The organism is Pseudomonas sp. SWRI50, assembly GCF_014269095.1.
Lineage (GTDB): Bacteria > Pseudomonadota > Gammaproteobacteria > Pseudomonadales > Pseudomonadaceae > Aquipseudomonas > Aquipseudomonas kermanshahensis.
The window spans coordinates 118,420-141,381 of the sequence record NZ_JABWRW010000003.1 but is presented as its reverse complement, the minus strand read 5'-3'; the positions used below and the strand labels follow the sequence as shown (position 1 = coordinate 141,381).

The following is a 22,962-nucleotide window of genomic DNA, read 5'->3' as shown; positions in this document are numbered from 1 at the left end:
CACCTGCGGGTGGGCCACGGTGTTCACTTCACCACAGAGCCACGCGCATGCCGTCACCCTATATCTTCAGGACCGTCGAACTGGACAACCAGTCCATCCGCACTGCCGTGCGCCCGGGCAAGCCGCACCTGACGCCGCTGCTGATCTTCAACGGCATCGGCGCCAACCTGGAGCTGGTGTTTCCGTTCATCGAAGCGCTGGACCCGGACCTGGAAGTCATCGCCTTCGACGTACCGGGCGTAGGCGGCTCGTCGACGCCACGCCAGCCCTATCGCTTTCCGGGGCTGGCCAAGCTCACGGCACGCATGCTCGATTACCTCGACTACGGCCAGGTGAATGTGATCGGCGTGTCGTGGGGCGGCGCCCTGGCGCAGCAGTTTGCCCACGACTACCCCGAGCGCTGCAAGAAGCTGGTGCTGGCCGCCACGGCTGCCGGCGCGGTGATGGTGCCGGGCAAGCCCAAGGTGCTGTGGATGATGGCCAGCCCCCGGCGCTACATCCAGCCTTCGCATGTCATCCGCATCGCCCCGCTGATCTACGGCGGTGGCTTTCGCCGCGACCCAGACCTGGCCATGCGACACGCAGCCAAGGTGCGCTCCGGCGGCAAGCTGGGCTATTACTGGCAACTGTTCGCCGGGCTTGGCTGGACCAGCATTCACTGGCTGCACAAGATCCAGCAGCCCACCCTGGTACTGGCTGGCGACGACGACCCGTTGATCCCGCTGATCAACATGCGCCTGCTGGCCTGGCGGATTCCCAATGCCCAGCTACACATTATCGACGACGGCCATCTGTTTCTGATCACCCGGGCCGAGGCCGTCGCCCCGATCATCATGAAGTTCCTCCAGCAAGAGCGTCAGCGCGCGGTCATGCATCCGCGCCCGGCTTCGGGCGTATAGGGGCGGGTTCGCCCGCGACGGGGCCAGCAGGCGCCAAGGGTCAAGACGAGGGAGTGTTGCCATGAAAGACAAACCGGCCAAAGGAACGCCAACGCTTCCCGCCACCAGCATGAACGTGCAAAACGCCATCCTCGGCCTGCGCGGGCGCGACCTGATTTCCACGTTGCGCAGTGTCGGCCGTCATGGCTTGCGCAACCCACTGCATACAGCCCGCCACCTACTGGCCCTGAGTGGCCAGCTGGGCCGCGTGATGCTCGGCGACACCCCTTACCAGCCGAGCCCGCGAGACACCCGCTTCAGCGACCCCACCTGGAGCCAGAACCCGTTCTACCGGCGCGGCCTGCAAGCCTACCTGGCCTGGCAGAAGCAGACCCGCCTGTGGATCGATGAAAGCCACCTGGACCACGATGACCGCGCCCGCGCGCAGTTTCTGTTCACGCTGATCAACGATGCCCTGGCGCCCAGCAATTCGCTGCTCAACCCACTGGCCGTGAAGGAGCTGCTCAACACCGGCGGGCAAAGCCTGGTGCGTGGCGTGGCGCACTTGCTTGACGACTTGCGCCACAACGATGGCTTGCCTCGCCAGGTGGACGAACGCGCCTTCGAAGTGGGTGGCAACGTCGCGGCAACCCCCGGCGCCGTGGTGTTTCGCAACGAACTGCTGGAGCTGATCCAGTACCAGCCGATGAGCGAAAAACAGCACGCCCGCCCACTGCTGGTGGTGCCGCCGCAGATCAACAAGTTCTATATCTTCGACCTCAGCTCGACCAACAGCTTTGTCCAGTACATGCTCAAGAACGGCCTGCAGGTGTTCATGGTCAGTTGGCGCAACCCCGACCCACGGCACCGCGAGTGGGGGCTGTCGAGCTACGTTCAGGCCCTGGAAGAAGCGCTTAACGCGTGCCGCAGCATCAGTGGCAACCGCGACCCCAACCTGATGGGCGCCTGCGCTGGCGGGCTGACCATGGCAGCGCTGCAAGGCCACCTGCAAGCCAAGCACCAGTTGCGCAGAGTGCGCAGCGCCACGTACCTGGTCAGCTTGCTGGACAGCAAGTTCGAAAGCCCCGCCAGCCTGTTCGCCGACGAGCAGACGATCGAGGCGGCCAAGCGCCGCTCGTACCAGCGCGGTGTGCTGGACGGCGCCGAGGTGGCGCGGATCTTCGCCTGGATGCGGCCCAATGACTTGATCTGGAACTACTGGGTCAACAACTACCTGCTCGGCAAGACCCCGCCCGCCTTCGACATCCTCTACTGGAACGCCGACAGCACACGCCTGCCGGCGGCGCTGCATGGCGACCTGCTGGACTTCTTCAAGCACAACCCGCTGACCCACCCGGCAGGCCTTGAGGTGTGTGGCACGCCCATCGACCTAAAGCAGGTCGACCTCGACAGTTTCACCGTGGCCGGCAGCAACGACCACATCACCCCGTGGGATGCCGTGTACCGCTCAGCCATGCTGCTAGGCGGCGACCGACGCTTCGTGCTGGCCAACAGCGGGCATATCCAGAGCATCATCAACCCACCTGGCAACCCCAAGGCCTACTACCTGGCCAACCCGAAGCTGTCCAGCGACCCGCGTGCCTGGTTCCACGACGCGCAACGCAGCGAAGGCAGTTGGTGGCCATTGTGGCTGGAGTGGGTCACCCCGCGCTCCGGCCCGCTGAAAGCGCCACGCACCACGCTTGGCAATACCACCTATCCGCCGCTGGGCCCTGCGCCAGGCACCTATGTCCTGACCCGATGAGCACACCGCCCGGATGAAGACCCGCGACCGTATCCTTGAATGCGCCCTGCAACTGTTCAACCAGCAAGGCGAACCGAATGTCTCGACCTTGGAGATCGCCAACGAACTGGGCATCAGCCCTGGCAACCTGTACTACCACTTCCATGGCAAGGAACCTGTGGTGCTGGGGCTTTTCGAGCGTTTCGAAGAGGCGCTGATGCCGCTGCTCGACCCACCGCTTGAAGTGCGCCTGGAGGCCGAGGACTACTGGTTGTTCCTGCACTTGATCGTCGAGCGCATGGCCCAGTACCGCTTCCTGTTCCAGGACCTGTCCAACCTGACCGGGCGCCTGCCGAAGCTGGCCCGCGGCATGCGCAGCCTGATCAACGCACTGAAGCGAACCCTTGCCGCGTTGCTGGCCAGCCTCAAGGGCCAGGGGCAAGTAGTGAGCGAAACCCAGGCGCTGGGGCAGTTGGTGGAGCAGATCACCCTGACACTGATGTTCTCGCTGGATTACCAGCGCGTGCTGGGGCGGGAGGGAGATGTGGGGATCGTGGTGTACCAGGTGATGATGCTGGTGGCGCCGCACCTGCAGGCCCAGGCCCGGGCGGCGGCGGAGCAGTTGGCGGTGCGGTATCTGGAGGGGTAGTGCCGCATCGGCGGTGCCCTCTTCGCGGGGCAAGCCCGCTCCCACAGAGACCCAGCTCAGGGTTTGCAAGCTGAGCTGAATCTGTGGGAGCGGGCTTGCCCCGCGAAGAAGGCGACGCGGGACTAGATCAGGGTCCCGGTGCCGGTCGCTGCCGACGGTGTGCTGCTGGCCGGGGCCGCGCTTGGCGCTGGCGCTGCAGCAGTCGGAGCCGGTGCCGCACTGGCCGCAGGTGCTGCCGGTTTGGCGGCGGCCGGTTTGGCCGGGGCCTTCTTCACTGCCGGTTTCTTCGCCGCTGCAGGCTTGGCCGCAACAGGCTTGGCAGCGGGTTTGGCAGCGGGTTTGGCAGCAGCGGTTTTCGCAGCAGGTTTAGCCGCTGGTTTTGCCGCAGCCGCTTTGGCCGCCGGCTTGGCTGCTGCGGTTTTCGCAGCAGGTTTGGCAGGCGCCTTGGCCAGTGGTTTGGCAGCGGCTTTGCTCGCAGCCGCCTTGGAGATCGGCGTGACCGAGGCACCGGTCAGTTTCTCGATCTGCTTGGTCAGGCTGTCCACTTGCTGGTGCAGCGCCTTGATCTCATTGCGGCTTGGTACGCCCAGGCGCGAAATGGCGCTGTTCAGGCGCTTGTCGAAGGCTTCTTCAAGCTCGCTCCACTTGCCCAGCGCGCGATCTTTCACGCCGGACACGCGCGACGTGGTCGAAGCCTTGGCGCTATCAGCCACGTCTTCGGCGGTCTTCTTCGCCTGCTTCTCGGCCTTCTCGCCGTCCTTCACCAGCGTATCGAACAGCTTCGGGCCGTCCTGGTCGATCTTCGAATAGATCCCCAGGCCCGCCAGCCAGATCTTGCGGGAGTACTTCTCGATCCCGCCGACCCAGGAGCTGCTTTCTTTGTCGGAATTCTTCTTGCCAGCCATCCTGCTCTCCTTATGGTTTGTGCGCGACGCGCTCAAGCAGCTCGTGCAGCTGTTCAAGCTTGATGGACAACGCCTCAACGTCATGTTTAGACGGAATGCCAAGGCGATTCAAGGCGCGACCAACCCGTGCGTCGAAAGCTTTTTCGATCTTGTCGAGTTGAACTTCGACCTTGCCGCGTACGCGGCTGACTTCCTGGGTCGCTTCATCCAGCTGGTTATTGGCCGCATCGAGCTCTTTGTCGATGCGCTTCTTGCCACGTTTTTCAACGCCTTCGCCGGCTTTGACCAGCTCGTTGAAATACTCGGAACCTTCCTGGCCGACGCGGGCATAGGCGCCGATACCTGCCAGCCAGATCTTGCGCGCATAACCGCGCACTTCGCCCAGGGTGCCTGGGGCGTCGTCCTTTTTCTTCACATTCACTTTGGCCATGCTCTGTACCTCATGCTCATGAGTGGAGAGGAACTGCCCATGGAGGTTGGGCTTGAGCATAAGGTAGGGAAGAAAATTAGAAACCTCACCCTAAGCTCACGCGGCATAAGGGGGCCAAACATGTACCGCCGCCGCCGCAGGCATCGGCGCTAGCGTGCGAGCATTCCCGCCACCGGAGCTCACACCTCATGCCTGCGTCCCCGCCCCTGCAACCCACCACGTTCAAGCAACGGGTAGCCAGCCAATTCGCCCAACGCCCCACGCTGCGCGAGGTGGTTGCCAAGGCCGGCTTGACGATCCTGGCCAACCGCTACCCCTGGATCACCCGCAACCACCCGCAGTTGCAGTCCCTCGAGCCCTTCACGCTCATCCACAGCGCAGGCAAGCAACCGGCACAGGTCTCCCTGGTAAACACCCTGCTCGACCATTTTTTGACGGGCAAAGGTATGGCCCTCACGCGCACAGACGTGCTCAGCATTGCGCCGCCCCTGCCCTTTCTGCCGCAGGCGGCAGGTGTCGGCCCAAACGCCCAGCCCGAAGTCAGCCTGAACATGGCCAACCTCAACCGCGACTTCGATGAACTGTTAGCGGCCCTGACCGAAGCCTTTCAGCAAGCGCAGATTGGTTTCTGGGCTGCAAGCGACGCCACATCGGGCCTGTCCCATGTGCACAGGTTGGCGCAGACCTTGAAGGCCGCCCTGCTGCTAGGCGTGGAACGGCAGGGCTTGTCCGAACCGGTGAAAGCCGTGCTGTATGGCGTGGTCAACGGCACTGCCAGCGCACTGGCGATCAACCGGCTGCAGGTCACCCTCGATGAGCATCCACCCCAGGCCTTACCGGACCTGTTGATCATCGCCGAAGCCGGGATCGTGCTGTGGTGCAAACCTTCAGGCACGGTGCGCAGCTACGTTGACCTTGCGGCCTTCGCCGAGGCCCTTCGCGACGCACTGGCGCAGCAGTATCAATTCGACACGCTGCGCTGGGCACAGCAACCGCTGAACACAGACCCGTTCGCGTTCCAGTCCACTGAACTACTCAATGGCATCCTCGACAGGGTCGGCCGCCTGCGGTTGTCCACGCTCACCAGCGTCCACGCGCTTGAGGAGGCCTTCAGCACGTTGAGCGACCCTTCGTCCCATTTCCTCGACCTGCCCCTGCCAAGCACCGAGCAGCCACTGCTAAGCCTGCCCACCTGGCTGAGTCAAGCAGACAGCACCGGCCACCTACTGTACGCCGAAGCCCTGCTGGAGCTCGCCGCCAGCCAGGCCCACGCCCAGGGCAGGACGTCCCTCGATGCGATAGAACCCCTGGGCCGCTATGCCGCTCGCCGGCTGCGCGAACAGATGCACGCGGACTTCCCAGCCGAAACACCACAGGACCCCGACCAGCTGCTCGTGCAGATCTCGGTGGTGGTACCGCTGTCGTCGTCCGGCCCCGCGCAATTGAATTACCTGAAAAGCATGACCCTGACGGAACTGGCCATTGCACGCCTGCACACGGGCAGCGACGAAGTGGCGTCCGGCCTGCTCGACATCCACGCACGGCCTCTGGGCAGCTGGCTGAACCTGGATTACGTCAACCGCTTGATCTCGACCGTGGATGTCGGCGGGCATTACCCCGCTTATGTCGCCCACCAACTGCAAGACGCCACGCTCAAGGCCAGCCGCCTCCAGCGCCATGCCACGGAATGGCGCAGCACCCTGCAGTTCGCCGCGCTCAGGGCCAGGATCGAAGCCAAGCTCAGCGCACAGGCCTGCCAGGCAATCGTCGATTTCTGCCGTGCCAATCACGCGTCACCTGAAGCGCTCAGCATTTCGCCGCTGGCGTTTCTGCCTGCACCGGGTGCCTCTGAAGGCAACACGGTGCATGGCATGTTCCTGATCAAGGTAAAGGCCAACCAGCGCTGGGTCCTGTATCGCCCCCTGTTCGCGGATGACGCCGTGGCGGAGTTTGCCAGCCTGGACAGTTTGATGGCGCAGATACGGGCTGATCAGGCGTTGCAGCAACAGCTGCTGGCCTGGATGGATGACGACGCCAGGGGCATCTACCAGCACGGCGGATTCGAACGGCCGCACCTGCATAGCCGCCTGTCGGTCCTGGCGCACTTGATTGGCACGCAGTCGGCGTTGGTAGACACCCTATTGGAACGCCTCAGGGTCCCTGTTACAGCCGTTCACACACCTTGGCTGGAAGATTTGGACAACCACCTCTACAACGCACGCATTCAGACAATGCTACTGCTGGCCTCCCGGCAGAGCCGCTCGAATGCGCAACAGCGCTGGGCCTTGATCGTGCAGGGCGGCTGGGTTCTGTTCAACACGGTCACGCCCCTGCTGCGTGGCCCTGCGGCCATGCTGGCCTGGCTGGTCGCCGCCGTGGCAACGCTCAAGGATGACCTGCCCGCCCTGTCCGATGGCAGCGCAGAGGAAAAGGCCTTGGCAGCGGCAGATGTGCTGACCAACCTGGCCCTGTTGTTGATGCAGGGCCCCACAGCCCCAACGCATGCGGGGGTCAGCTCGGCAGCGGTGGACGCCATGGCCCTGGAGGGCCCCGCCCGCAGAGCACCCTCCACGCCGGTAACCGTTGAGGCACCCAAAACAGCGGACTGGGCCGAACCCCATCAGGCGCAACGCCCCGGCCACGTCAGCGTGAGCCGTTGGCACAACAGCCAGCGGGTGGGCAATTTGCCCTCCCATGCCCGCCAGCGCCTGGGCGAACTGCGCGCAGGCGTTTCCCTGCAAGGCCATGCGGCTGAAACACAAGGCCGCCTGCGCGGGCTGTACAAGGTGCAAGAGCGGCTCTACGTGAACCTGCAGGACGTGGCCTACGAGGTGCAGGAAACCTGGGGCGGAATCCAGATCATCGGCCCGGACACCAGCCAGGGCGAATGGCACACACGTTGGGGCGGCGCGCCCGACGGCTATTACATCGTCGGACGCGAACGCAGTAAAGGCCCTTGGCTGCGGCGCTGGAATGACGAATGGGTCCTGGACCTGCATTTGGCCGGCGGCATGCCAAGAACCCGCGAAGCCGTCACCGCGCAGAATCGCCAGCACTACGATGCACTGCAAACGACCGGTCAAGCCAACCAGGACAAACTGACCCAGCTCGAGCCCTTCATGGAGCGCAACCGCATCGAGCTTGAAGCCTTTGACGACGAGGCGGCTGCGTTCAGCCTGGCGTTCAAAGCGTTGCCCAACCCCGACGTCAAGGCACTTCCACCGGCGCTCCGGGTGCAGCGCCAGGCAGTGCTGGAAATGCGCAGGCAGCACCTACCGCAGATCGCCGCAGGGTCGCTGTACCTCGAAAAGCAGGCCAGCTTGCTGCATGCCAACGCCGACCTCTACCGGCAGATGCTCGAGCCTCGCTACCTGAAGTACGACCTTTCGGGCGCCACTGCACGTCGGCTCAGCAACTGGACAGAAGCCGCCATCGACAATGACATGCTGCTGGTGCGGCGCCTGCTCGAACTGGTCGACCACGAACACTTGCAGGAGCAATCAGTGGGCTTGCGTGGGGTGCCAGACAGTGACGAGCAGAGGGGCCGACACGCCGTATTTCGCGAATCGACCCGAGACGCACTGAAGGTCAGCCGCCGCCTGCTCGTGGTCAGCGAGCGACTGGATAAAACGCTTTCCGACGTGCTCAGCGATGCCCGAATCGCCTACCCAGACAAGAAAGCCAAGATCGAACGCGCCATCAAGCTGCGCCCTTACTCGTCGTTGATCGTCCGCGCACAGATTGTCAGCGACCTGGCTTACCTGACACTGGACAAGACCCTGCTCACTGCCGAAGCGGCCACTGACTTGCTGCCCTTGCAAAACAGCCTGAGCGACACGGACCTGTCAGCAGCGCTGTGGAGCCACGATGGCGTTGCCTCTGCCAACCTGCCTGCCGACCAACAAGCGGAGGTGCTGGGCAACGCCCTGCGCGTTTACCGGGCCGTCATCGGCAGGGCCAGGTACATGCAATCGTTCACCGCACCCGCCGTGGACACCACGATGCTGCAGGCCTACATCGAGGCGATGACGGGCCTGGAACGCCTGGCAGAAACCGACTTGAGCACCGCCTTGATGAATGCCGAGCAGGGCTCATCGTCCCCTGCGCGACAGCTGACCCACCGCGTCAGGGCCGGCAAACGCACCCTGATCCGAACCTCCCGAGGGCGCTCGGTGCTGGTCGAACGTGACCAGGAAGGCGATCATGCCGTTCAGCGCAACCCGGCCACCGAGCAACCTGGGGGCGCCTATGAGCGGCGCAATGGCCAATGGTTCGAAGTCCCAGGCGAGGAGCGCCCCGCCGCGCAAGACACCGCACAGCTGCGCAGTCGCGCGCAACACCTGCTGGCGCACGTGAATGACCGGGTCGCGCTGGCAGCGCGCTACGCGAACGAGCCGAACAGCCTGGCCGACCTCATGGATTGGCAGATCGAGGACATGCGCAGGGTCGAGCAGCACGTAAGCGCTGCCGATGACCGGGCGTCCGAAGGCCTGGCGAGTCAACTGCGCGATGCCATCGCCTCGCTGAACACCGAAAAACGCCGACTGCTCACCGACGCCTACCTCAACACCCGCCACCCGGACAGCAGTGCGTTACGTTACCTGTATCAGCAACAGCGGATAGAGATCGCCCTGAGCACATCGCGTAAGCCGCTGCGCACTGCCAACGACTACCTGGACGTCTACCAGATCAAGGACGTGCAGGTGCCCAATGCGGTGCTGTGGGAGGCTCACTTCCACTACCGCAGCGCCGACGCGGCGCCCCGCACCTTCGTCAAAGGCCACCTGAAGCACTGGGAGCCGCGCCCCGCGCGTGCCAGCAGGGCCGAAAAGGCGCGCGAGGTCAGGCTAGAGCACGCCCATACAGCGGCTGAACGGATCGCCATCTACCGCGGCGACCTGCGCCTGGACCAGATAGAGGGCATCATCCCCTTTCCGGCCCACTGACGGGCCGGTCAACAGCACAGCCCTGGTGTCAGGCCAGGGCTTTGTCCAGCGCCCGCTCGATCTCGCTCTTGATGCTAGCGCCCATGATCGACAGCATCATGCCGAGCTTAAGCTCGACGCGGATGGTGTCTTCGCCAATCTGCACGCTGCCGTTGGCGCCGCTGCGCGCGACGTCGACGCGGTCGCCGTTCCAGGTGGCCTTGAGGTCATATTCGCGGCTGAGCTTTTCTACCAGCGCCTCGGCCTTGGCGCGGGCAGCCTCGCGGCCGAGGGAATGTTTGCGTTCGACGCTGATCTGGGTCATGCGGGTGATCCTGGGTATGAAGACATAATCAGCATTATGCCCGCCCCTGCCCCCTGGCACACCCCGCCAAGACAAATCCGCCCATTCGCCCTAGAATGGCGGTAATTTTTTCCGGTGAAGCGATATGAACGACCAGCGCAAAGGCGAACACGCCGAACCCACCACCCATTTTGGCTACCAGGACGTCCCGGAGAGCCAAAAGGCGAAGAAAGTCGCCGAGGTGTTCCACTCCGTGGCCGCCAAGTACGACCTGATGAACGACGTGCTTTCCGGCGGCATGCACCGCCTGTGGAAGCGCTTCACCATCGAGCTGTCGGGCGTGCGCAGCGGCAACCGCGTGCTGGACATCGCCGGCGGTACCGGTGACCTGGCCGCCAAGTTCTCGCGCCTTGTAGGCCCGACCGGGCAAGTAGTGCTCGCCGACATCAACGATTCGATGCTCAAGGTCGGCCGTGACCGCCTGCTCGACCGTGGCGTGGCCGGCAACATCGAGTTCGTCCAGGCCGACGCCGAGAAGCTGCCGTTCCCGGACAACCACTTCGACTGCGTGACCATCGCCTTCGGCCTGCGCAACGTCACCCACAAAGACGAAGCCATTCGCTCGATGCTGCGCGTGCTCAAGCCCGGCGGCCGCCTGTTGATCCTGGAGTTCTCCAAGCCGACCAACAAGCTGATGTCCAAAGCCTATGACGCCTACTCGTTCGCCTTCATGCCACTGGCCGGCAAGCTGATCACCAACGACTCGGAAAGCTACCGCTACCTGGCCGAATCGATCCGCATGCACCCCGACCAGGAAACCCTCAAGGCCATGATGGTCGACGCCGGCTTCGACCGCGTCACCTACCACAACATGACCAGCGGTATCGTCGCCGTGCACCGGGGAATCAAGCCCTGATGCTGCTGGCCGGGCTGCTCGCCAGCGTCGAACATGGCCTGAACCGCGTCCTGCGCATGGACAGCACGGCGCTGCCGCGGCTGGCCGCGCTCGAAGGCAAGGTCATCGAGATCGATTGCCGTCAGCCGGCCCTGCAGGTGTTCATCCTGCCCGATGAAGACGGCCTGATGCTGGCCGCGCATTGGGAGGGCGAGGTCGACTGTAGCCTGCGCGCCCCTGCCGGCAGCCTGGCGCAACTGGCCCTGGCCAAGGACAAGACCGCCGTGCTGCACAGCCCGCAGGTCGAGCTGCATGGCGATAGCGCTGTGTTGCTCGACCTGTTCGGCGTGCTGCAAGACCTTGAACTGGACTGGGAGCACGAGCTGCAGCGCTGGCTCGGCCCGGTGGCCACAGCGTTGCTGGCCGGCCACCTCCGCCTGCGCGCGCGCTGGACCCGCCAGGGCCTGACGCGCTTCAGCCAGAACCTCTCCGAGTACCTGGCCGAAGAGTCGCGCACCCTGGTCGGCAAACGCGAAGCCGAAGCCGCCTTCAGCGAGCTCGATACCCTGAAGGTCGATATAGAACGCCTCGAGGCGCGCCTGCAGCGCCTCTCCCGATCCCTTGATACCAGCGATAACGCATGAAGCTGCTCGCCGTCCGCCGTCTCTTTCGCATCCAGCGTGTGGTGATCCGCTACCGTCTCGATGACCTGTTGTTCGACCTGCCCCTGCCCTGGTGGCTGATGAGCCTGCGCCTGCTGATGCCTTGGCGCTGGCTGCCGCGCAAGCCCTCCGCGCTCAGCCGCGGTGCGCGTCTGCGCCTGGCGCTGCAGGACCTGGGGCCGATTTTCATCAAGTTCGGCCAGCTGTTGTCCACGCGCCGCGACCTGCTGCCCACCGACATCGCCGACGAATTAATGGGGCTGCAAGACCGCGTGCCGCCGTTCGACCCGAAACAGGCCGTTGCATTGATCGAAGAACAGCTCGGCGCCAAGGTCGGCGAGCTGTTCAGCCGCTTCGACGTCGAGCCACTGGCCTCGGCCTCGGTGGCCCAGGTACACGCCGCCCGCCTGAAAAGCGGCGAAGAAGTCGTGGTCAAGGTGGTCCGCCCGGGCCTCAAGCCGGTCATCGCTCAAGACCTGGCCTGGTTGTTCCTGATCGCCAAGGGCGCCGAGCGGGTGTCTGCCGACGCGCGCCGCCTGCACCCGGTGGAGGTGGTCAACGATTACGAAAAGACCATCTACGACGAACTCGACCTGCTTCGCGAGGCGGCCAACGCCAGCCAGCTGCGGCGCAACTTCGAAGCCTCCGAGCTGATGTACGTGCCCCAGGTGTACTGGGACCTGTGCCGGCCCAAGGTGCTGGTGATGGAGCGTATCTACGGCGTGCCGGTCACCGACATGGCGACCCTGGCCGACCAGCGCACCGACATGAAGCTGCTGGCCGAACGGGGTGTGGAGGTGTTCTTCACCCAGGTGTTCCGCGACAGCTTCTTCCATGCCGACATGCACCCCGGCAACATCTTCGTCAGCACGGTCAAGCCGTGGAGCCCGCAGTACATCGCCATCGACTGCGGCATCGTCGGCAGCCTCACGTCGGAAGACCAGGACTACCTGGCGCGCAACCTGTTTGCCTTCTTCAAGCGTGACTACCGCCGCGTTGCGCAACTGCACATCGATTCGGGTTGGGTGCCGGCGCACACCAAGGTCAACGAATTCGAGGCGGCGATCCGTACGGTGTGCGAGCCGATCTTCGAAAAACCGTTGAAAGATATTTCCTTCGGCCAGGTGCTGATGCGCCTGTTCCAGACCGCCCGGCGCTTCAACATGGAAGTCCAGCCTCAGCTGGTGCTGTTGCAGAAGACCTTGCTCAACATCGAAGGCCTGGGCCGTCAGCTCTACCCGGACCTGGACCTGTGGAGCACCGCCAAGCCGTTCCTGGAACGCTGGATGCGCGAGCGCTACAGCCCCAAGGCCATGGTCGGCAATCTGTACAGCCAGGCCGAGCAGCTGCCGCACCTGGCCGGCATGACCCGCGACCTGCTTGAGCGCCTGTCGCAACCGCACCTGCACGACCCGCAGTTGCCCGAGCGCCGCCGCCAAGGTGACCGCTGGGCGCTGCGCCTGCTGGGCGCCGGCTTGCTGGGTGGTGGCGCGGTGCTGGCCGCCGGCGCCGCCGAGGCCGCCAGCCTGGCCGCCCCGGCCGCTTGGCCAGCCTGGCTGATGCTGGCCGCCGGCCTTTACCTGATCGTGCGCCAATAGCCAGCCGGCCCGCTGGCTGGCACACTAGCGCAAAGGGCCCGGCACAGGAGCGGGCCCGTTTTGGAGTGGACGATGAAAGACTGGCTGGACGAGATCAAGTGGAACAGCGACGGCCTGGTACCGGCCATTGCCCAGGACCACAAGACCGGACGCGTGCTGATGATGGCCTGGATGAACCGCGAGTCCCTGGCCCTGACTGCCGCCGAGCAACGCGCCATCTACTGGTCGCGCTCGCGTGGCAAGCTGTGGCGCAAGGGCGAGGAATCTGGCCATGTGCAAAAACTGCACGAAATGCGCCTGGACTGTGATGCCGACGTGATCATCCTGATGGTCGAGCAACTGGGCCATATCGCCTGCCATACCGGCCGCGAAAGCTGCTTCTACCGCGTCTTCGAAGACGGCCAGTGGAAAACCGTCGACCCGGTCTTGAAGGACCCGGACGCCATTTATAGCGCAGGACACTGACATGAGCGACACCCTCAACCGCCTGGCCGACGTGCTGGAACAACGCAAGCACGCGGCACCCGACAGCTCCTACGTGGCAAGCCTGCATCACAAGGGCTTAAACAAGATCCTCGAAAAGCTCGGCGAAGAGTCCATCGAAACGATCATCGCCGCCAAAGACGCCGCTGTCAGCAAGGATTACAGCGATGTCATCTATGAAACCGCCGACCTGTGGTTTCATAGCTTGGTCATGCTCAGCGCGTTGGGGCAACACCCACAGGCCGTGCTCGATGAACTGGAGCGCCGTTTCGGGCTTTCCGGGCATGACGAGAAGGCTGCGCGTCAACCTTCCGCCTGACTGTATAGAATTCTAGGAGAGCAACATGGGTATCTTTGACTGGAAACATTGGATTGTCCTGCTGGTCGTCGTCGTTTTGGTGTTCGGCACCAAGAAGCTGAAAAACTTCGGCAGCGACCTCGGCGAGTCGATCAAAGGCTTCCGCAAGGCCATGAACGACGAAGAAAACAAGCCGGCCGAGCAGACCCCGCCGCCTGCCCAGCCCGTGCCACCGGTGCAGAACACTGCACAACAGCCCCAGGGCCACACCATTGAAGGCCAGGCCCAACCGGTCCAAGAGCCGCAGCGGAAAGACTGACCCATGTTCGGCATCAGTTTCAGTGAGTTGCTGCTGGTAGGCCTTGTCGCCTTGCTGGTGCTCGGCCCCGAGCGCCTGCCGGGCGCCGCCCGCACGGCAGGGCTGTGGATCGGCCGCCTCAAGCGCAGCTTCAACAGCATCAAGATGGAAGTCGAGCGCGAGATCGGTGCCGACGATATCCGTCGCCAGCTGCACAACGAGCACATCCTGCAAATGGAAGAGCAAGCCCGGCGCATCCTCAACCCCCAGACGCCGCCGGTGCAGCCCCCTGTCACCACGGCCACGGTGCAGCCGCCCGCTGGGCTCGAAGCCACGCCAGACGCTACGCCGGCCGCCCCGACAGCGCCGGCCGCCCCCTCTGAACCGCCACAACCGCCGCGAGCCCCATGAGCGAAAATCCGGAACACGACCAGCCCATGCCGCTGGTCTCGCACCTGACTGAACTGCGCACCCGCCTGTTGCGCTGTGTCGCCGTCATCTTCCTGATATTTGCCGGGTTGTTCTCCTTCGCCCAGCAGATCTACACCCTGGTGTCCGCGCCGCTGCGCGACCACCTGCCGGCCAATGCAACGATGATCGCCACCGACGTGGCATCGCCGTTCCTAACGCCGTTCAAGCTGACCATGATCGTTTCGCTGTTCCTGGCGATCCCGTTCATCCTTCAGCAGATCTGGGGCTTTATCGCACCTGGCCTGTATCGCCACGAAAAACGCATTGCCATACCGCTGCTGGTGTCGAGCATCTTCCTGTTCTACGCCGGCATGGCCTTCGCCTATTTCCTGGTGTTCCCGCTGATTTTCGGCTTCTTCGCCAGCGCCACGCCAGAGGGTGTGTCGATGATGACCGACATCGCCAGCTACCTCGACTTCGTCATGACCCTGTTCTTCGCCTTTGGCGTCGCCTTCGAGATCCCGGTCGCCGTGGTGCTGCTGGTGTGGATCGGCGTGGTCGACGTGAAGTACCTGAAGAAGGTTCGCCCCTACGTGATCATCGGCTGCTTCGTGGTCGGCATGGTCCTGACCCCGCCAGACATCTTCTCGCAGACCCTGCTGGCCGTGCCCATGTGGCTGTTGTTTGAGGTCGGCGTGCTGTGTGGCAGCCTGATCCGCAAGCGCGGCGCGCACGATGAAGCGGCCAACGATCACAACGACCAGCCGCCAGCGACGCAACCGTGAACCTGCTGCTACTTGAAGAAGCCGATTTCATCGCGGCCGACCGCGTGGTGCTGGCCGACCGGCGTTTCACCCACATGCAGGAGATCCACAAGGTCGCGGTGGGCGATAGCCTGCGCGTCGGCCAGGTCAACGGCTTGATGGGCCGCGCCACCGTGGTGCGCCTGGAAGGCCATGAGGCAGAACTGCACGTCGGCTTCGACCAGCCACCGCCCGCCAAGCTGCCGCTGACCCTGGTGCTGGCCGTGCCGCGGCCAAAAATGCTGCGCCGGCTGTTCCAGACCATCGCCACGCTGGGTGTACCGCGCCTGATCCTGGTGAACAGCTACAAGGTCGAGAAGAGCTTCTGGCAAACGCCGTTCCTCAACCCCGACAGCATTCGTGAAAACCTCATCCTAGGCCTGGAGCAGGCACGCGACACCGTGCTGCCCGAGGTGATCATCGAGAAGCGCTTCAAGCCCTTCGTCGAAGACCGCCTGCCCGCCATTGCCGAAGGCACGCTGGGCCTGGTGGGCCACCCGGGCCCCTACCCCGCCTGCCCGCGCGCCGTCGAACAAACGGTCACCCTGGCCATTGGCCCCGAGGGCGGCTGGATCCCCTACGAGGTCGAGCTGCTGGGCAAGGCTGGCCTGGCACCGGTGCAACTGGGCGATCGCATCCTGCGCGTGGAGACTGCCGTAACCGCGCTGCTGTCGCGCATTTTCTGACGCATCAGTCAGTCTTTTCCCCCATCAAGTTTCTCTCTCCCAGGCCGATGCCTTGGCAACACAATAATTATCCGTGCTGCCAAGTTACCGGAGAGTCGAACATGTACCGATGGTTAGCCCACTCGCTGGGGAACGTAAGCGTCAATCGCAAGCTAGGGCTAGGCTTTGGCCTGGTATTGCTCCTGACCCTGGCCATTACCCTGACCGGCTGGCACGGCCTGGACAGCGTCATCGACCGCGGTGACAAGCTGGGCAATATTTCGGTGATCCAGCAGTACACCCAGGAACTGCGCATCGCCCGCCAGCATTACCAGCGCAACCGCGATGACGCCGCCGTCGCCGAGCTGGAAAAGGCCCTGGCCAACCTCGATCGCCAAGTGACGTTGATGCTGGGCCAGATCGACCACCCCGCCGACCGTCAGCGCCTCGAACAACAACGCGAGGCGGTGCGCATTTACCAGCAAGCGTTCAACGACCTGAAGCAGGCCGGCCAGCGCCGCGAGGCCAGCCGTAGTGTGCTCGGCGACAGTGCCGACAAGGCCGTCGAGCTGGTCGCCCGCGTGCAGCGGGGCCTGCTGAAAGGGGGCGACATCGCGCAATACCAGTATGCGGTCGAGGTAAGTGCGCTGCTGCAACAGGCGCGCTTCCAGGTCCGCGGTTATACCTACAGCGGCAACGCCGAGTTCCAACAGACCGCACTGAAGGCCATCGACGCAGCCCTGGCCGAACTCAAGGCACTGCCCGCCAAGGTGCCGGCAGAGCATGCCGCCAGCCTTGACGATGCCGCCACCGCCATGGCCGGCTACCGTGATGCGGTCAACCAGTTCAGCAACGCGCAGACGGCCAGCGAGCAAGCGCTGCAACACATGGCTGACCAAGGCACGGTGTTGCTGCAAGCCAGCCAGGCGATGACCACGTCGCAAACCGCAGTGCGCGACGCTGGCGCCACCCAGGCCAAAACCTTACTCGCCGCCGCCACCGCCTTGGCCTTAGTCCTGGGCCTGCTGGCGGCCTGGGCGATTACCCGGCAGATCATCATCCCGCTGCGCCAGACCCTCAGCGCTGCAGAGCGCGTGGCCAATGGCGACCTAAGCCATGACCTGCAGGTGCAGCGCCGCGACGAGCTGGGCCAACTGCAGGCCAGCATGCAGCGCATGACCCAAGGCTTGCGCGAACTGATCGGCGGCATCGGCGACGGCGTCACGCAAATCGCCAGCGCTGCCGAAGAGCTGTCGGCGGTCACCGAGCAGACCAGCGCCGGGGTCAACAACCAGAAGGTCGAGACCGACCAAGTGGCGACGGCCATGAACCAGATGACCGCCACCGTGCACGAGGTGGCGCGTAGCGCCGAGCAGGCCTCGGAAGCGGCTCTGATGGCCGACCAGCAGGCCCGCGAGGGCGACCGGGTGGTGGGTGAAGCGGTGGCGCAGATCGAACGCCTGGCCTGCGAAGTGGCCAACTCCAGCGAAGCGATGAACCAGCTCAAGGCCGAGAGCGACAAGATCGGCAGCGTCCTTGATGTGATCAAGTCGGTGGCCCAGCAGACCAACCTGCTGGCCCTTAACGCGGCAATCGAAGCGGCACGCGCAGGTGAAGCCGGGCGGGGCTTCGCCGTGGTGGCGGACGAAGTGCGCAGCCTGGCCCAGCGCACGCAACAGTCGACCGAAGAAATCGAAGAGTTGATCGCCGGCCTGCAAAGCGGCACCCAGCGCGTGGCCAGCGTGATGGACAACAGCCGCCAACTGACCGACAGCAGCGTCGAACTGACCCGCCGCGCGGGCGGCTCGCTGGAGACCATCACCCGGACGGTATCGTCGATCCAGGCGATGAACCAGCAAATAGCCACAGCGGCAGAGGAACAGACGGCCGTGGCCGAGGAGATCAACCGCAGCGTGATGAATGTGCGGGACATCTCTGACCAGACGTCGGCGGCCAGTGAAGAGACGGCCAGTTCCAGTGTCGAGTTGGCGCGGTTGGGTACGCACCTCCAGGGGTTGGTCGGACGGTTCCGGCTCTGATCAGCGATTTTCGGCGCGTGTGGCGGCCTCTTCGCGGGTAAACCCGCTCCCACAGGTACAGCGCTACCCTCAAAGCCAGCGCAAAGCCTGTGGGAGCGGGTTCACCCGCGAAGAGGCCGCCACAGGCAGAGCCTTCCTACCAGTTACAGCGAAATTTCCTACCTGATTTTCAGGTCAAGTCCTACACCTCCGCTGCCGATGGGCAGGAGTGTCATGCCGGCATTGTGCCCGCACGACCTCTCTCAAATGGACGGAGACTCACCATGCTCGGTTACCTTAACCGCAGGCTCGGCAACATCGGTGTCGGCGCCAAGCTCGCCCTCGGCTTCGCCGTGGTCTTGCTGCTTACCCTGGCCACCACCCTCAGCGGTTGGCGCGCGCTGGATGGCGCCATCAGCCGTTCGGAACAACTCAGCGAAATCGGCCTGATCAACGACCTGGTCAAAGACCTCCGCGCAGAGCGCATCACCTACCGCGTGCTCAGTGATGACGCCAGCAGGTCGCGTATCGTGCGCATCCTCGATCAGCTGGAAGGCATGCTGGCTACCCTGCAGCAGCGCAGCAATGTCGATGACTCACGCCAGATGCTCACCCAGAAACTGCAGTTGCTGCAGCGTGTGCGCGACGACTTCACTGAACTGCAACGCCTGGTCGGCCAGCGCCAAACGCGGCGCGACGCGATGCAGGCACAGGAACAGAAACTCAACGACGTCATCGATGAGCTGCAGACCCAAGCCTTGCTGAAGATGCCCGACGATAACCGGCAAAGCGGCCTATTGGGCCTGATGGACACCCTTAGCCGTCACGTCGACGTTGCCAACCAGCAGAGCCTGGTGCCGGCCTATACCTTCTCGCCCGTCGAGGACTTCGCCAAGGTCGGTGACGCTGCCTTGAATGCCGCCGACAGCAGCCTGGGGCAGTTGCTCAAGGACCTTGCGCCCTTGGGCCTGTCGCGCACATTGACCGAACAACCCGGCACCGAACTGGCCAACTACCGCGCCAGCCTGGACCAGTACCGCAGCGTCGCCATACGGGTCGAGCAGTTGCAAGGCAATATGGAAAAGATGGGCGATGAACTCAGCGCCGTGAGCGTGGAGCTGGGCGAGCGCAAAGTCGAACAACGCGACAGCGAAGCCCTGGCCGCCCGCTCGTTGCTGACCAGCGTGGCCGTACTGGCGCTGCTGGTCGGCGTGCTCGCCGCCTGGCTGATCACCTTGCAGATCACCCAACCGCTGCGCCAGACGCTGACCTTGGCCGCCCGTATCGCCAAGGGCGACCTGAGCCAGGTCGAGCCGGTACTGCGCCGCGACGAGATGGGCCAGTTGCAGTCCAGCATGCGCGACATGACCGTGAGCCTGCGCGAGCTGATCGGCGGCATCGACCAGGGCGTCGGCCACCTGTCGCAGGCGGCCTCACAGCTGGCGGCCAGCAGCGAAGACACCAAGCTGCGCATCAGCCAGCAACGCGAAGAAACCGACCAGGTCGCCACCGCCATGAACCAGATGAGCGCGACGGTGCAGGAAGTCGCGCAAAATGCCGAGCAGGCCTCCATGGCCGCGACCAACGCCGACCAGCAGGCGCAGATGGGCGACCAGGTGGTGGCCGAAGCCATCGGCCGCATCGAGCAACTGGCCGGGCAGATGGACCATTGCCTGGCGGCCATGCAGCACCTGGCGGGCGAGAGCCAACGCATTGGCAGCATCCTCGATGTGATCAAGTCGGTGTCCGAACAGACCAACCTGCTTGCCTTGAACGCGGCGATCGAAGCCGCACGGGCCGGTGAAGCCGGGCGTGGCTTTGCCGTGGTGGCCGATGAGGTGCGGGGTTTGGCCCAGCGTACCTCGACGGCAACCGAGGAGATCGGGCAGCTGATCGACAGCCTGCACAGCGGTACTGACGAAGTGAACCGTTTACTGGACAGCAGCAAGAACCTGACCGAGCAGAGCGTGGAGCTGAGCCGCAAGGCCGGGCATGCGCTGGGGCAGATCACCGACACGGTGTCGAGTATTCAGGGCATGAACCAGCAGATTGCCACGGCCAGTGAAGAGCAAAGCGTGGTGGCCGAGCAAATCAACCGCAGTGTGCTGAATGTGCGCGATGTGTCGGACCAGACCAGCGCGGCCAGCGAACAGACGGCGGCGTCAAGCGGGGAGCTGGAGCAGTTGGGGCGGCAGCTGCGGGGGATGGTGGGGCGGTTCAGCCTTTAATACTGCTTGTGTTCGTGCGCCTCCCTGTAGGAGCAGCCTTGTGCTGCGAAGAGGCCGGTAGACTACCCGTGATCTTCGCAGCGCTTACCGGCCTCTTCGCAGCACAAGGCTGCTCCTACAGGGCTGTCGTTACAGTACCTGCCGCAGAAACGCCTGCGCCCGCGGGTCCTTCGGTGCATCGAAGAACTGCGCCGGCGAGGCATCTTCCAGCAATTTGCCGTGATCGAAGAACAGCACCCGGTCCGCCACTTCACGGGCAAAGCCCATTTCGTGGGTGACGCAAACCATGGTCATGCCTTCCTGGGCCAGGGTCTTCATCACGTCCAGCACCTCGCCGACCATTTCCGGGTCGAGCGCCGAGGTCGGCTCGTCGAACAGCATCACCTTCGGCTCCATCGCCAAGGCGCGGGCGATCGCCACCCGCTGCTGCTGGCCGCCAGAGAGGCGCGACGGGTACTCGTTGGCTTTCTGCGAAATACCCACTTTCTCCAGCAGCGCACGGGCCTTGGCCTCGCGCTCGGCCTTGCCGCGCTTGCGCACGACTTTTTGCGCCAGGCACAGGTTTTCCAGCACGGTCATGTGCGGGAACAGGTTGAAATGCTGGAACACCATGCCGACTTCGCGGCGGTAGGCGTTGATGTCGGTCTTCGGGTCGGCCAGTTGCAAGCCGTCGATGGCGACAACGCCTTCGTCGAAATGCTCCAGGCCGTTGAGGCAGCGCAGGAAGGTCGACTTGCCCGACCCCGACGGGCCAAGCACCACCACCACTTCGGCCTTGGCCACGCGCGTGGTGACGTTGTCCACCGCACGCACGACGTGGCCGCGGGTGTCGAAGACTTTTACCAGATCACGGACTTCAATCACTTTGCGCAAGCCTCCGCTCGAGCCGGCTGGCCAAATGCGACAGCGGCAGGTTGATCAGCAGGTACAAGCCTGCCACGCAGAACCAGATCTCGAACGTCGAGAACGAGGTGGTGATGGCCTCGCGGCCGCTCTTGGTCAGTTCGGTAATGGCAATTACCGACACCAGCGAGGTGTCCTTGACCAGGCTGATGAACTGGCCGGCCAAGGGCGGCAGCACACGCTTGAAGGCCTGGGGCAGGATCACATGGCGCATCGACTGGCTGGCGTTCAAACCCAGCGAACGGGCCGCCTCGTTCTGGCCGCGGGCAATCGACTGCACGCCGGCACGCACAATCTCGGCGACATAGGCGCCGGTGAACAGCGCCAGCGCAGCCACCCCGGCGAACTCGCGGGACAGGTTGAGCACAGTGCCGATGAAGAAGTAGAAGATGAAAATCTGTACCAGCAGCGGTGTGCCGCGCACCAGTTCGACGTAAACGGTCGACAGGTCACGCAGGGTCGGGTTGTTCGACAGCCGGCACAGGCCCGCGAACAGGCCGATCACCAGGCCCAGGGCACCGGACACCACCGACAGCCACAACGTGGTCCACAGGCCCCACGCCAACGGGCCTGCCGCCCAATGGCGGGTCACGCCGATCTGGTCGCCCTCAGCCACATCATCGCCACGGCTCAGCAGCAGGCTGTTGCTGTCGACGTCGAGCACCTGCTCGGCGCCCCCTTCTTCCTTCAGCGTTACGCGGGCAGTGTCACCGGAAACGACGATGTCCTGCACGGTGCCATAGCCGGCCGCGCGCTGGGCTTCTTCGGCCTGGTAAGCAAAATATTGCGGGACGCGGTTCCAGCGCCACTCGTAAGACATCATCGAGGTGGCCAGGTACAGGCTGACTGCCAGGCCCACCAACACCAGCGCGGTCAGCGCGTGCCAGGGCCACTGGGCTTTTTTGTGTTTGATCACGTGGGGTACTTCCGTAAATGCGAACGCGCAGGGTTTGCCTGCGCGTTGGGGTCAAAGGCTGGGCTTGTGGCCTGGGCCTTATTCCATTTCCTTCAGCCAGTCCTTGTTCTTGAACCACTTGTCGTGGATACGATCGTAGGTCCCGTCATGCTTGATCTGGTGCAGGAAGTTGTTGATGAAGTTGATGCTGTCGTAGTCGCCCTTCTTCAGGCCGAACGCCAGTGGCTCGTAGGTGAAGGGTTCTTCGAGGAACAGCAGCTTGCCAGCGCCGGCCTTTTCCACCGCCACCACGTTGTACGGGGCATCGTAGACGAAGGCATCGGCCTTGCCGTTGACCACGTCCATTACCGCTTCCTGCTCGTTGTCATAGCCGTGGTACTTGGCTTTGCCGATCAGCTTCTTGGAAACCATCTCGCCGGTGGTGCCGAGCTTGGAGGTGATGCGGTACTTCTCGTTGTTCAGGTCTTTGTAGGTCTCGATCTCGCCTGCCAGCTCCTTGCGGATCAGCAGGGTCTGACCGACCACGATGAAGGGTTCGCTGAAGTTCAGGCGCAGGTTGCGTTCCTGGGTCAGGGTCATGCCGCTGCCGATCATGTCGAACTTGTCGGTCAGCAGGGCTGGGATGATGCCATCATAGGCGGTGGAGACCGTCTCCAGCTTGACGCCCATGGACTTGGCCATGGCCTTGAGGATATCGACTTCGAAGCCGATGATCTCGCCACGCTTGTTGGTCATCTGGAACGGCATGTAGGTAGGGTCCATGCCCACTTTCAGGGTGCCGCGCTTGACCGCATCTTCGATGGCGCCAGCCTGGGCTGCCGAGACCGCGACCAGGGCGGTGACACCGACCAGCAGTCGCGAAAGGTATTTCTTGATCATCACCAAGTCCCCTAGCAAGAAAAGAAGCAAATCTTATTGTTGGCACGGCCGTACGGCCGAAGCGTTCTAT

General features: G+C 63.9%; 21 protein-coding genes and 2 pseudogenes. 17 read left to right on the top strand and 6 right to left on the bottom strand.

What is annotated here, in order from left to right:
* Positions 1-47: 47 nt before the first annotated feature.
* From phaZ to HU750_RS04455, 3 genes are all read left to right on the top strand, one after another.
* Positions 48-899 (top strand): poly(3-hydroxyalkanoate) depolymerase, encoded by an 852-nt coding sequence (gene phaZ, locus HU750_RS04465; protein WP_099430640.1) that lies wholly within the window; start codon positions 48-50, stop codon positions 897-899.
* Positions 900-960: 61 nt separating this feature from the next.
* Positions 961-2,643 (top strand): class II poly(R)-hydroxyalkanoic acid synthase, encoded by a 1,683-nt coding sequence (phaC, locus tag HU750_RS04460; protein ID WP_186677235.1) that lies wholly within the window; start codon positions 961-963, stop codon positions 2,641-2,643.
* Between the two features lie 13 nt (positions 2,644-2,656).
* Positions 2,657-3,271: a TetR/AcrR family transcriptional regulator gene (locus HU750_RS04455; RefSeq protein ID WP_027592421.1), complete on the top strand. Its 615-nt coding sequence runs from the start codon at positions 2,657-2,659 to the stop codon at positions 3,269-3,271.
* A 122-nt stretch (positions 3,272-3,393) separates the two neighbouring features.
* Here HU750_RS04455 and HU750_RS04450 read toward each other — a convergent pair whose 3' ends face one another.
* Together HU750_RS04450 and HU750_RS04445 are read right to left on the bottom strand one after the other, a co-directional pair.
* Positions 3,394-4,176 (bottom strand): phasin family protein, encoded by a 783-nt coding sequence (locus HU750_RS04450; protein ID WP_186677233.1) that lies wholly within the window; start codon positions 4,174-4,176, stop codon positions 3,394-3,396.
* A 10-nt stretch (positions 4,177-4,186) separates the two neighbouring features.
* Positions 4,187-4,606 carry a phasin family protein gene (locus tag HU750_RS04445; protein WP_027592419.1) on the bottom strand — a complete coding sequence of 140 codons (420 nt, stop codon included), beginning with the start codon at positions 4,604-4,606 and terminating at the stop codon, positions 4,187-4,189.
* A 188-nt stretch (positions 4,607-4,794) separates the two neighbouring features.
* On the opposite strand from HU750_RS04445, the gene HU750_RS04440 reads away from it, so the two are divergent.
* On the top strand, positions 4,795-9,552 hold the full coding sequence (locus tag HU750_RS04440) for a dermonecrotic toxin domain-containing protein (protein ID WP_186677231.1): 4,758 nt from the start codon (positions 4,795-4,797) through the stop codon (positions 9,550-9,552).
* Positions 9,553-9,580: 28 nt separating this feature from the next.
* Here the strand turns inward: HU750_RS04440 and HU750_RS04435 are convergent, their stop codons facing one another.
* On the bottom strand, positions 9,581-9,856 hold the full coding sequence (locus tag HU750_RS04435; RefSeq protein ID WP_027592417.1) for a polyhydroxyalkanoic acid system family protein: 276 nt from the start codon (positions 9,854-9,856) through the stop codon (positions 9,581-9,583).
* 124 nt (positions 9,857-9,980) lie between these two features.
* Here HU750_RS04435 and ubiE point away from each other — a divergent pair, with 124 nt between their 5' ends.
* The 13 genes and pseudogenes from ubiE to HU750_RS27465 all read left to right on the top strand — a co-directional run bounded on the left by ubiE (position 9,981) and on the right by HU750_RS27465 (position 20,194).
* The gene (gene ubiE, locus HU750_RS04430) at positions 9,981-10,751 is read left to right on the top strand and encodes a bifunctional demethylmenaquinone methyltransferase/2-methoxy-6-polyprenyl-1,4-benzoquinol methylase UbiE (RefSeq protein ID WP_012312396.1); all 771 of its coding nucleotides are present in this window, start codon (positions 9,981-9,983) and stop codon (positions 10,749-10,751) included.
* Positions 10,751-11,374, top strand: a complete 624-nt coding sequence (locus HU750_RS04425; RefSeq protein WP_099430645.1) for a ubiquinone biosynthesis accessory factor UbiJ — start codon at positions 10,751-10,753, stop codon at positions 11,372-11,374. The genes ubiE and HU750_RS04425 overlap by 1 nt, the downstream gene beginning before the upstream one ends.
* Complete coding sequence (gene ubiB / locus HU750_RS04420; RefSeq protein ID WP_186677229.1) at positions 11,371-12,990, top strand: ubiquinone biosynthesis regulatory protein kinase UbiB; 1,620 nt, start codon at positions 11,371-11,373, stop codon at positions 12,988-12,990. The genes HU750_RS04425 and ubiB overlap by 4 nt, the downstream gene beginning before the upstream one ends.
* A 72-nt stretch (positions 12,991-13,062) precedes the next feature.
* Entirely contained in the window at positions 13,063-13,455 is a 393-nt protein-coding gene (gene hisI, locus HU750_RS04415; protein ID WP_027592414.1) for a phosphoribosyl-AMP cyclohydrolase, read from the top strand.
* A gap of 1 nt (position 13,456) precedes the next feature.
* Complete coding sequence (locus HU750_RS04410; protein WP_027592413.1) at positions 13,457-13,792, top strand: phosphoribosyl-ATP diphosphatase; 336 nt, start codon at positions 13,457-13,459, stop codon at positions 13,790-13,792.
* A gap of 25 nt (positions 13,793-13,817) precedes the next feature.
* Complete coding sequence (locus tag HU750_RS04405) at positions 13,818-14,090, top strand: twin-arginine translocase TatA/TatE family subunit (RefSeq protein WP_033693915.1); 273 nt, start codon at positions 13,818-13,820, stop codon at positions 14,088-14,090.
* A 3-nt stretch (positions 14,091-14,093) separates the two neighbouring features.
* Positions 14,094-14,480 carry a Sec-independent protein translocase protein TatB gene (gene tatB / locus HU750_RS04400; RefSeq protein ID WP_027592412.1) on the top strand — a complete coding sequence of 129 codons (387 nt, stop codon included), beginning with the start codon at positions 14,094-14,096 and terminating at the stop codon, positions 14,478-14,480.
* On the top strand, positions 14,477-15,265 hold the full coding sequence (tatC, locus tag HU750_RS04395) for a twin-arginine translocase subunit TatC (RefSeq protein ID WP_027592411.1): 789 nt from the start codon (positions 14,477-14,479) through the stop codon (positions 15,263-15,265). Before tatB ends, tatC begins: the two co-directional genes overlap by 4 nt.
* Complete coding sequence (locus tag HU750_RS04390) at positions 15,262-15,969, top strand: 16S rRNA (uracil(1498)-N(3))-methyltransferase (protein ID WP_186677219.1); 708 nt, start codon at positions 15,262-15,264, stop codon at positions 15,967-15,969. The genes tatC and HU750_RS04390 overlap by 4 nt, the downstream gene beginning before the upstream one ends.
* Positions 15,970-16,016: 47 nt before the next feature.
* Positions 16,017-17,132 (top strand): annotated as a pseudogene (locus HU750_RS27480) (methyl-accepting chemotaxis protein); the annotation flags it as partial.
* Positions 17,115-17,987: a methyl-accepting chemotaxis protein gene (locus HU750_RS27475; RefSeq protein ID WP_371097101.1), complete on the top strand. Its 873-nt coding sequence runs from the start codon at positions 17,115-17,117 to the stop codon at positions 17,985-17,987. The pseudogene HU750_RS27480 and the gene HU750_RS27475, both read left to right, overlap by 18 nt.
* A 263-nt stretch (positions 17,988-18,250) precedes the next feature.
* Positions 18,251-19,291 (top strand): annotated as a pseudogene (locus tag HU750_RS27470) (methyl-accepting chemotaxis protein); the annotation flags it as partial.
* Positions 19,292-19,300: 9 nt separating this feature from the next.
* Positions 19,301-20,194, top strand: coding sequence for a methyl-accepting chemotaxis protein (locus HU750_RS27465; protein WP_514132417.1), 894 nt, complete (start codon positions 19,301-19,303; stop codon positions 20,192-20,194).
* A gap of 129 nt (positions 20,195-20,323) precedes the next feature.
* Here the strand turns inward: HU750_RS27465 and HU750_RS04375 are convergent, their stop codons facing one another.
* From HU750_RS04375 to HU750_RS04365, 3 genes are all read right to left on the bottom strand, one after another.
* Positions 20,324-21,058 carry an amino acid ABC transporter ATP-binding protein gene (locus HU750_RS04375; RefSeq protein WP_027592407.1) on the bottom strand — a complete coding sequence of 245 codons (735 nt, stop codon included), beginning with the start codon at positions 21,056-21,058 and terminating at the stop codon, positions 20,324-20,326.
* Positions 21,051-22,013 (bottom strand): amino acid ABC transporter permease, encoded by a 963-nt coding sequence (locus HU750_RS04370; protein WP_027592406.1) that lies wholly within the window; start codon positions 22,011-22,013, stop codon positions 21,051-21,053. The genes HU750_RS04375 and HU750_RS04370 overlap by 8 nt, the downstream gene beginning before the upstream one ends.
* 78 nt (positions 22,014-22,091) lie before the next feature.
* Positions 22,092-22,889 carry a transporter substrate-binding domain-containing protein gene (locus HU750_RS04365; protein ID WP_186677462.1) on the bottom strand — a complete coding sequence of 266 codons (798 nt, stop codon included), beginning with the start codon at positions 22,887-22,889 and terminating at the stop codon, positions 22,092-22,094.
* Positions 22,890-22,962: the final 73 nt, after the last annotated feature.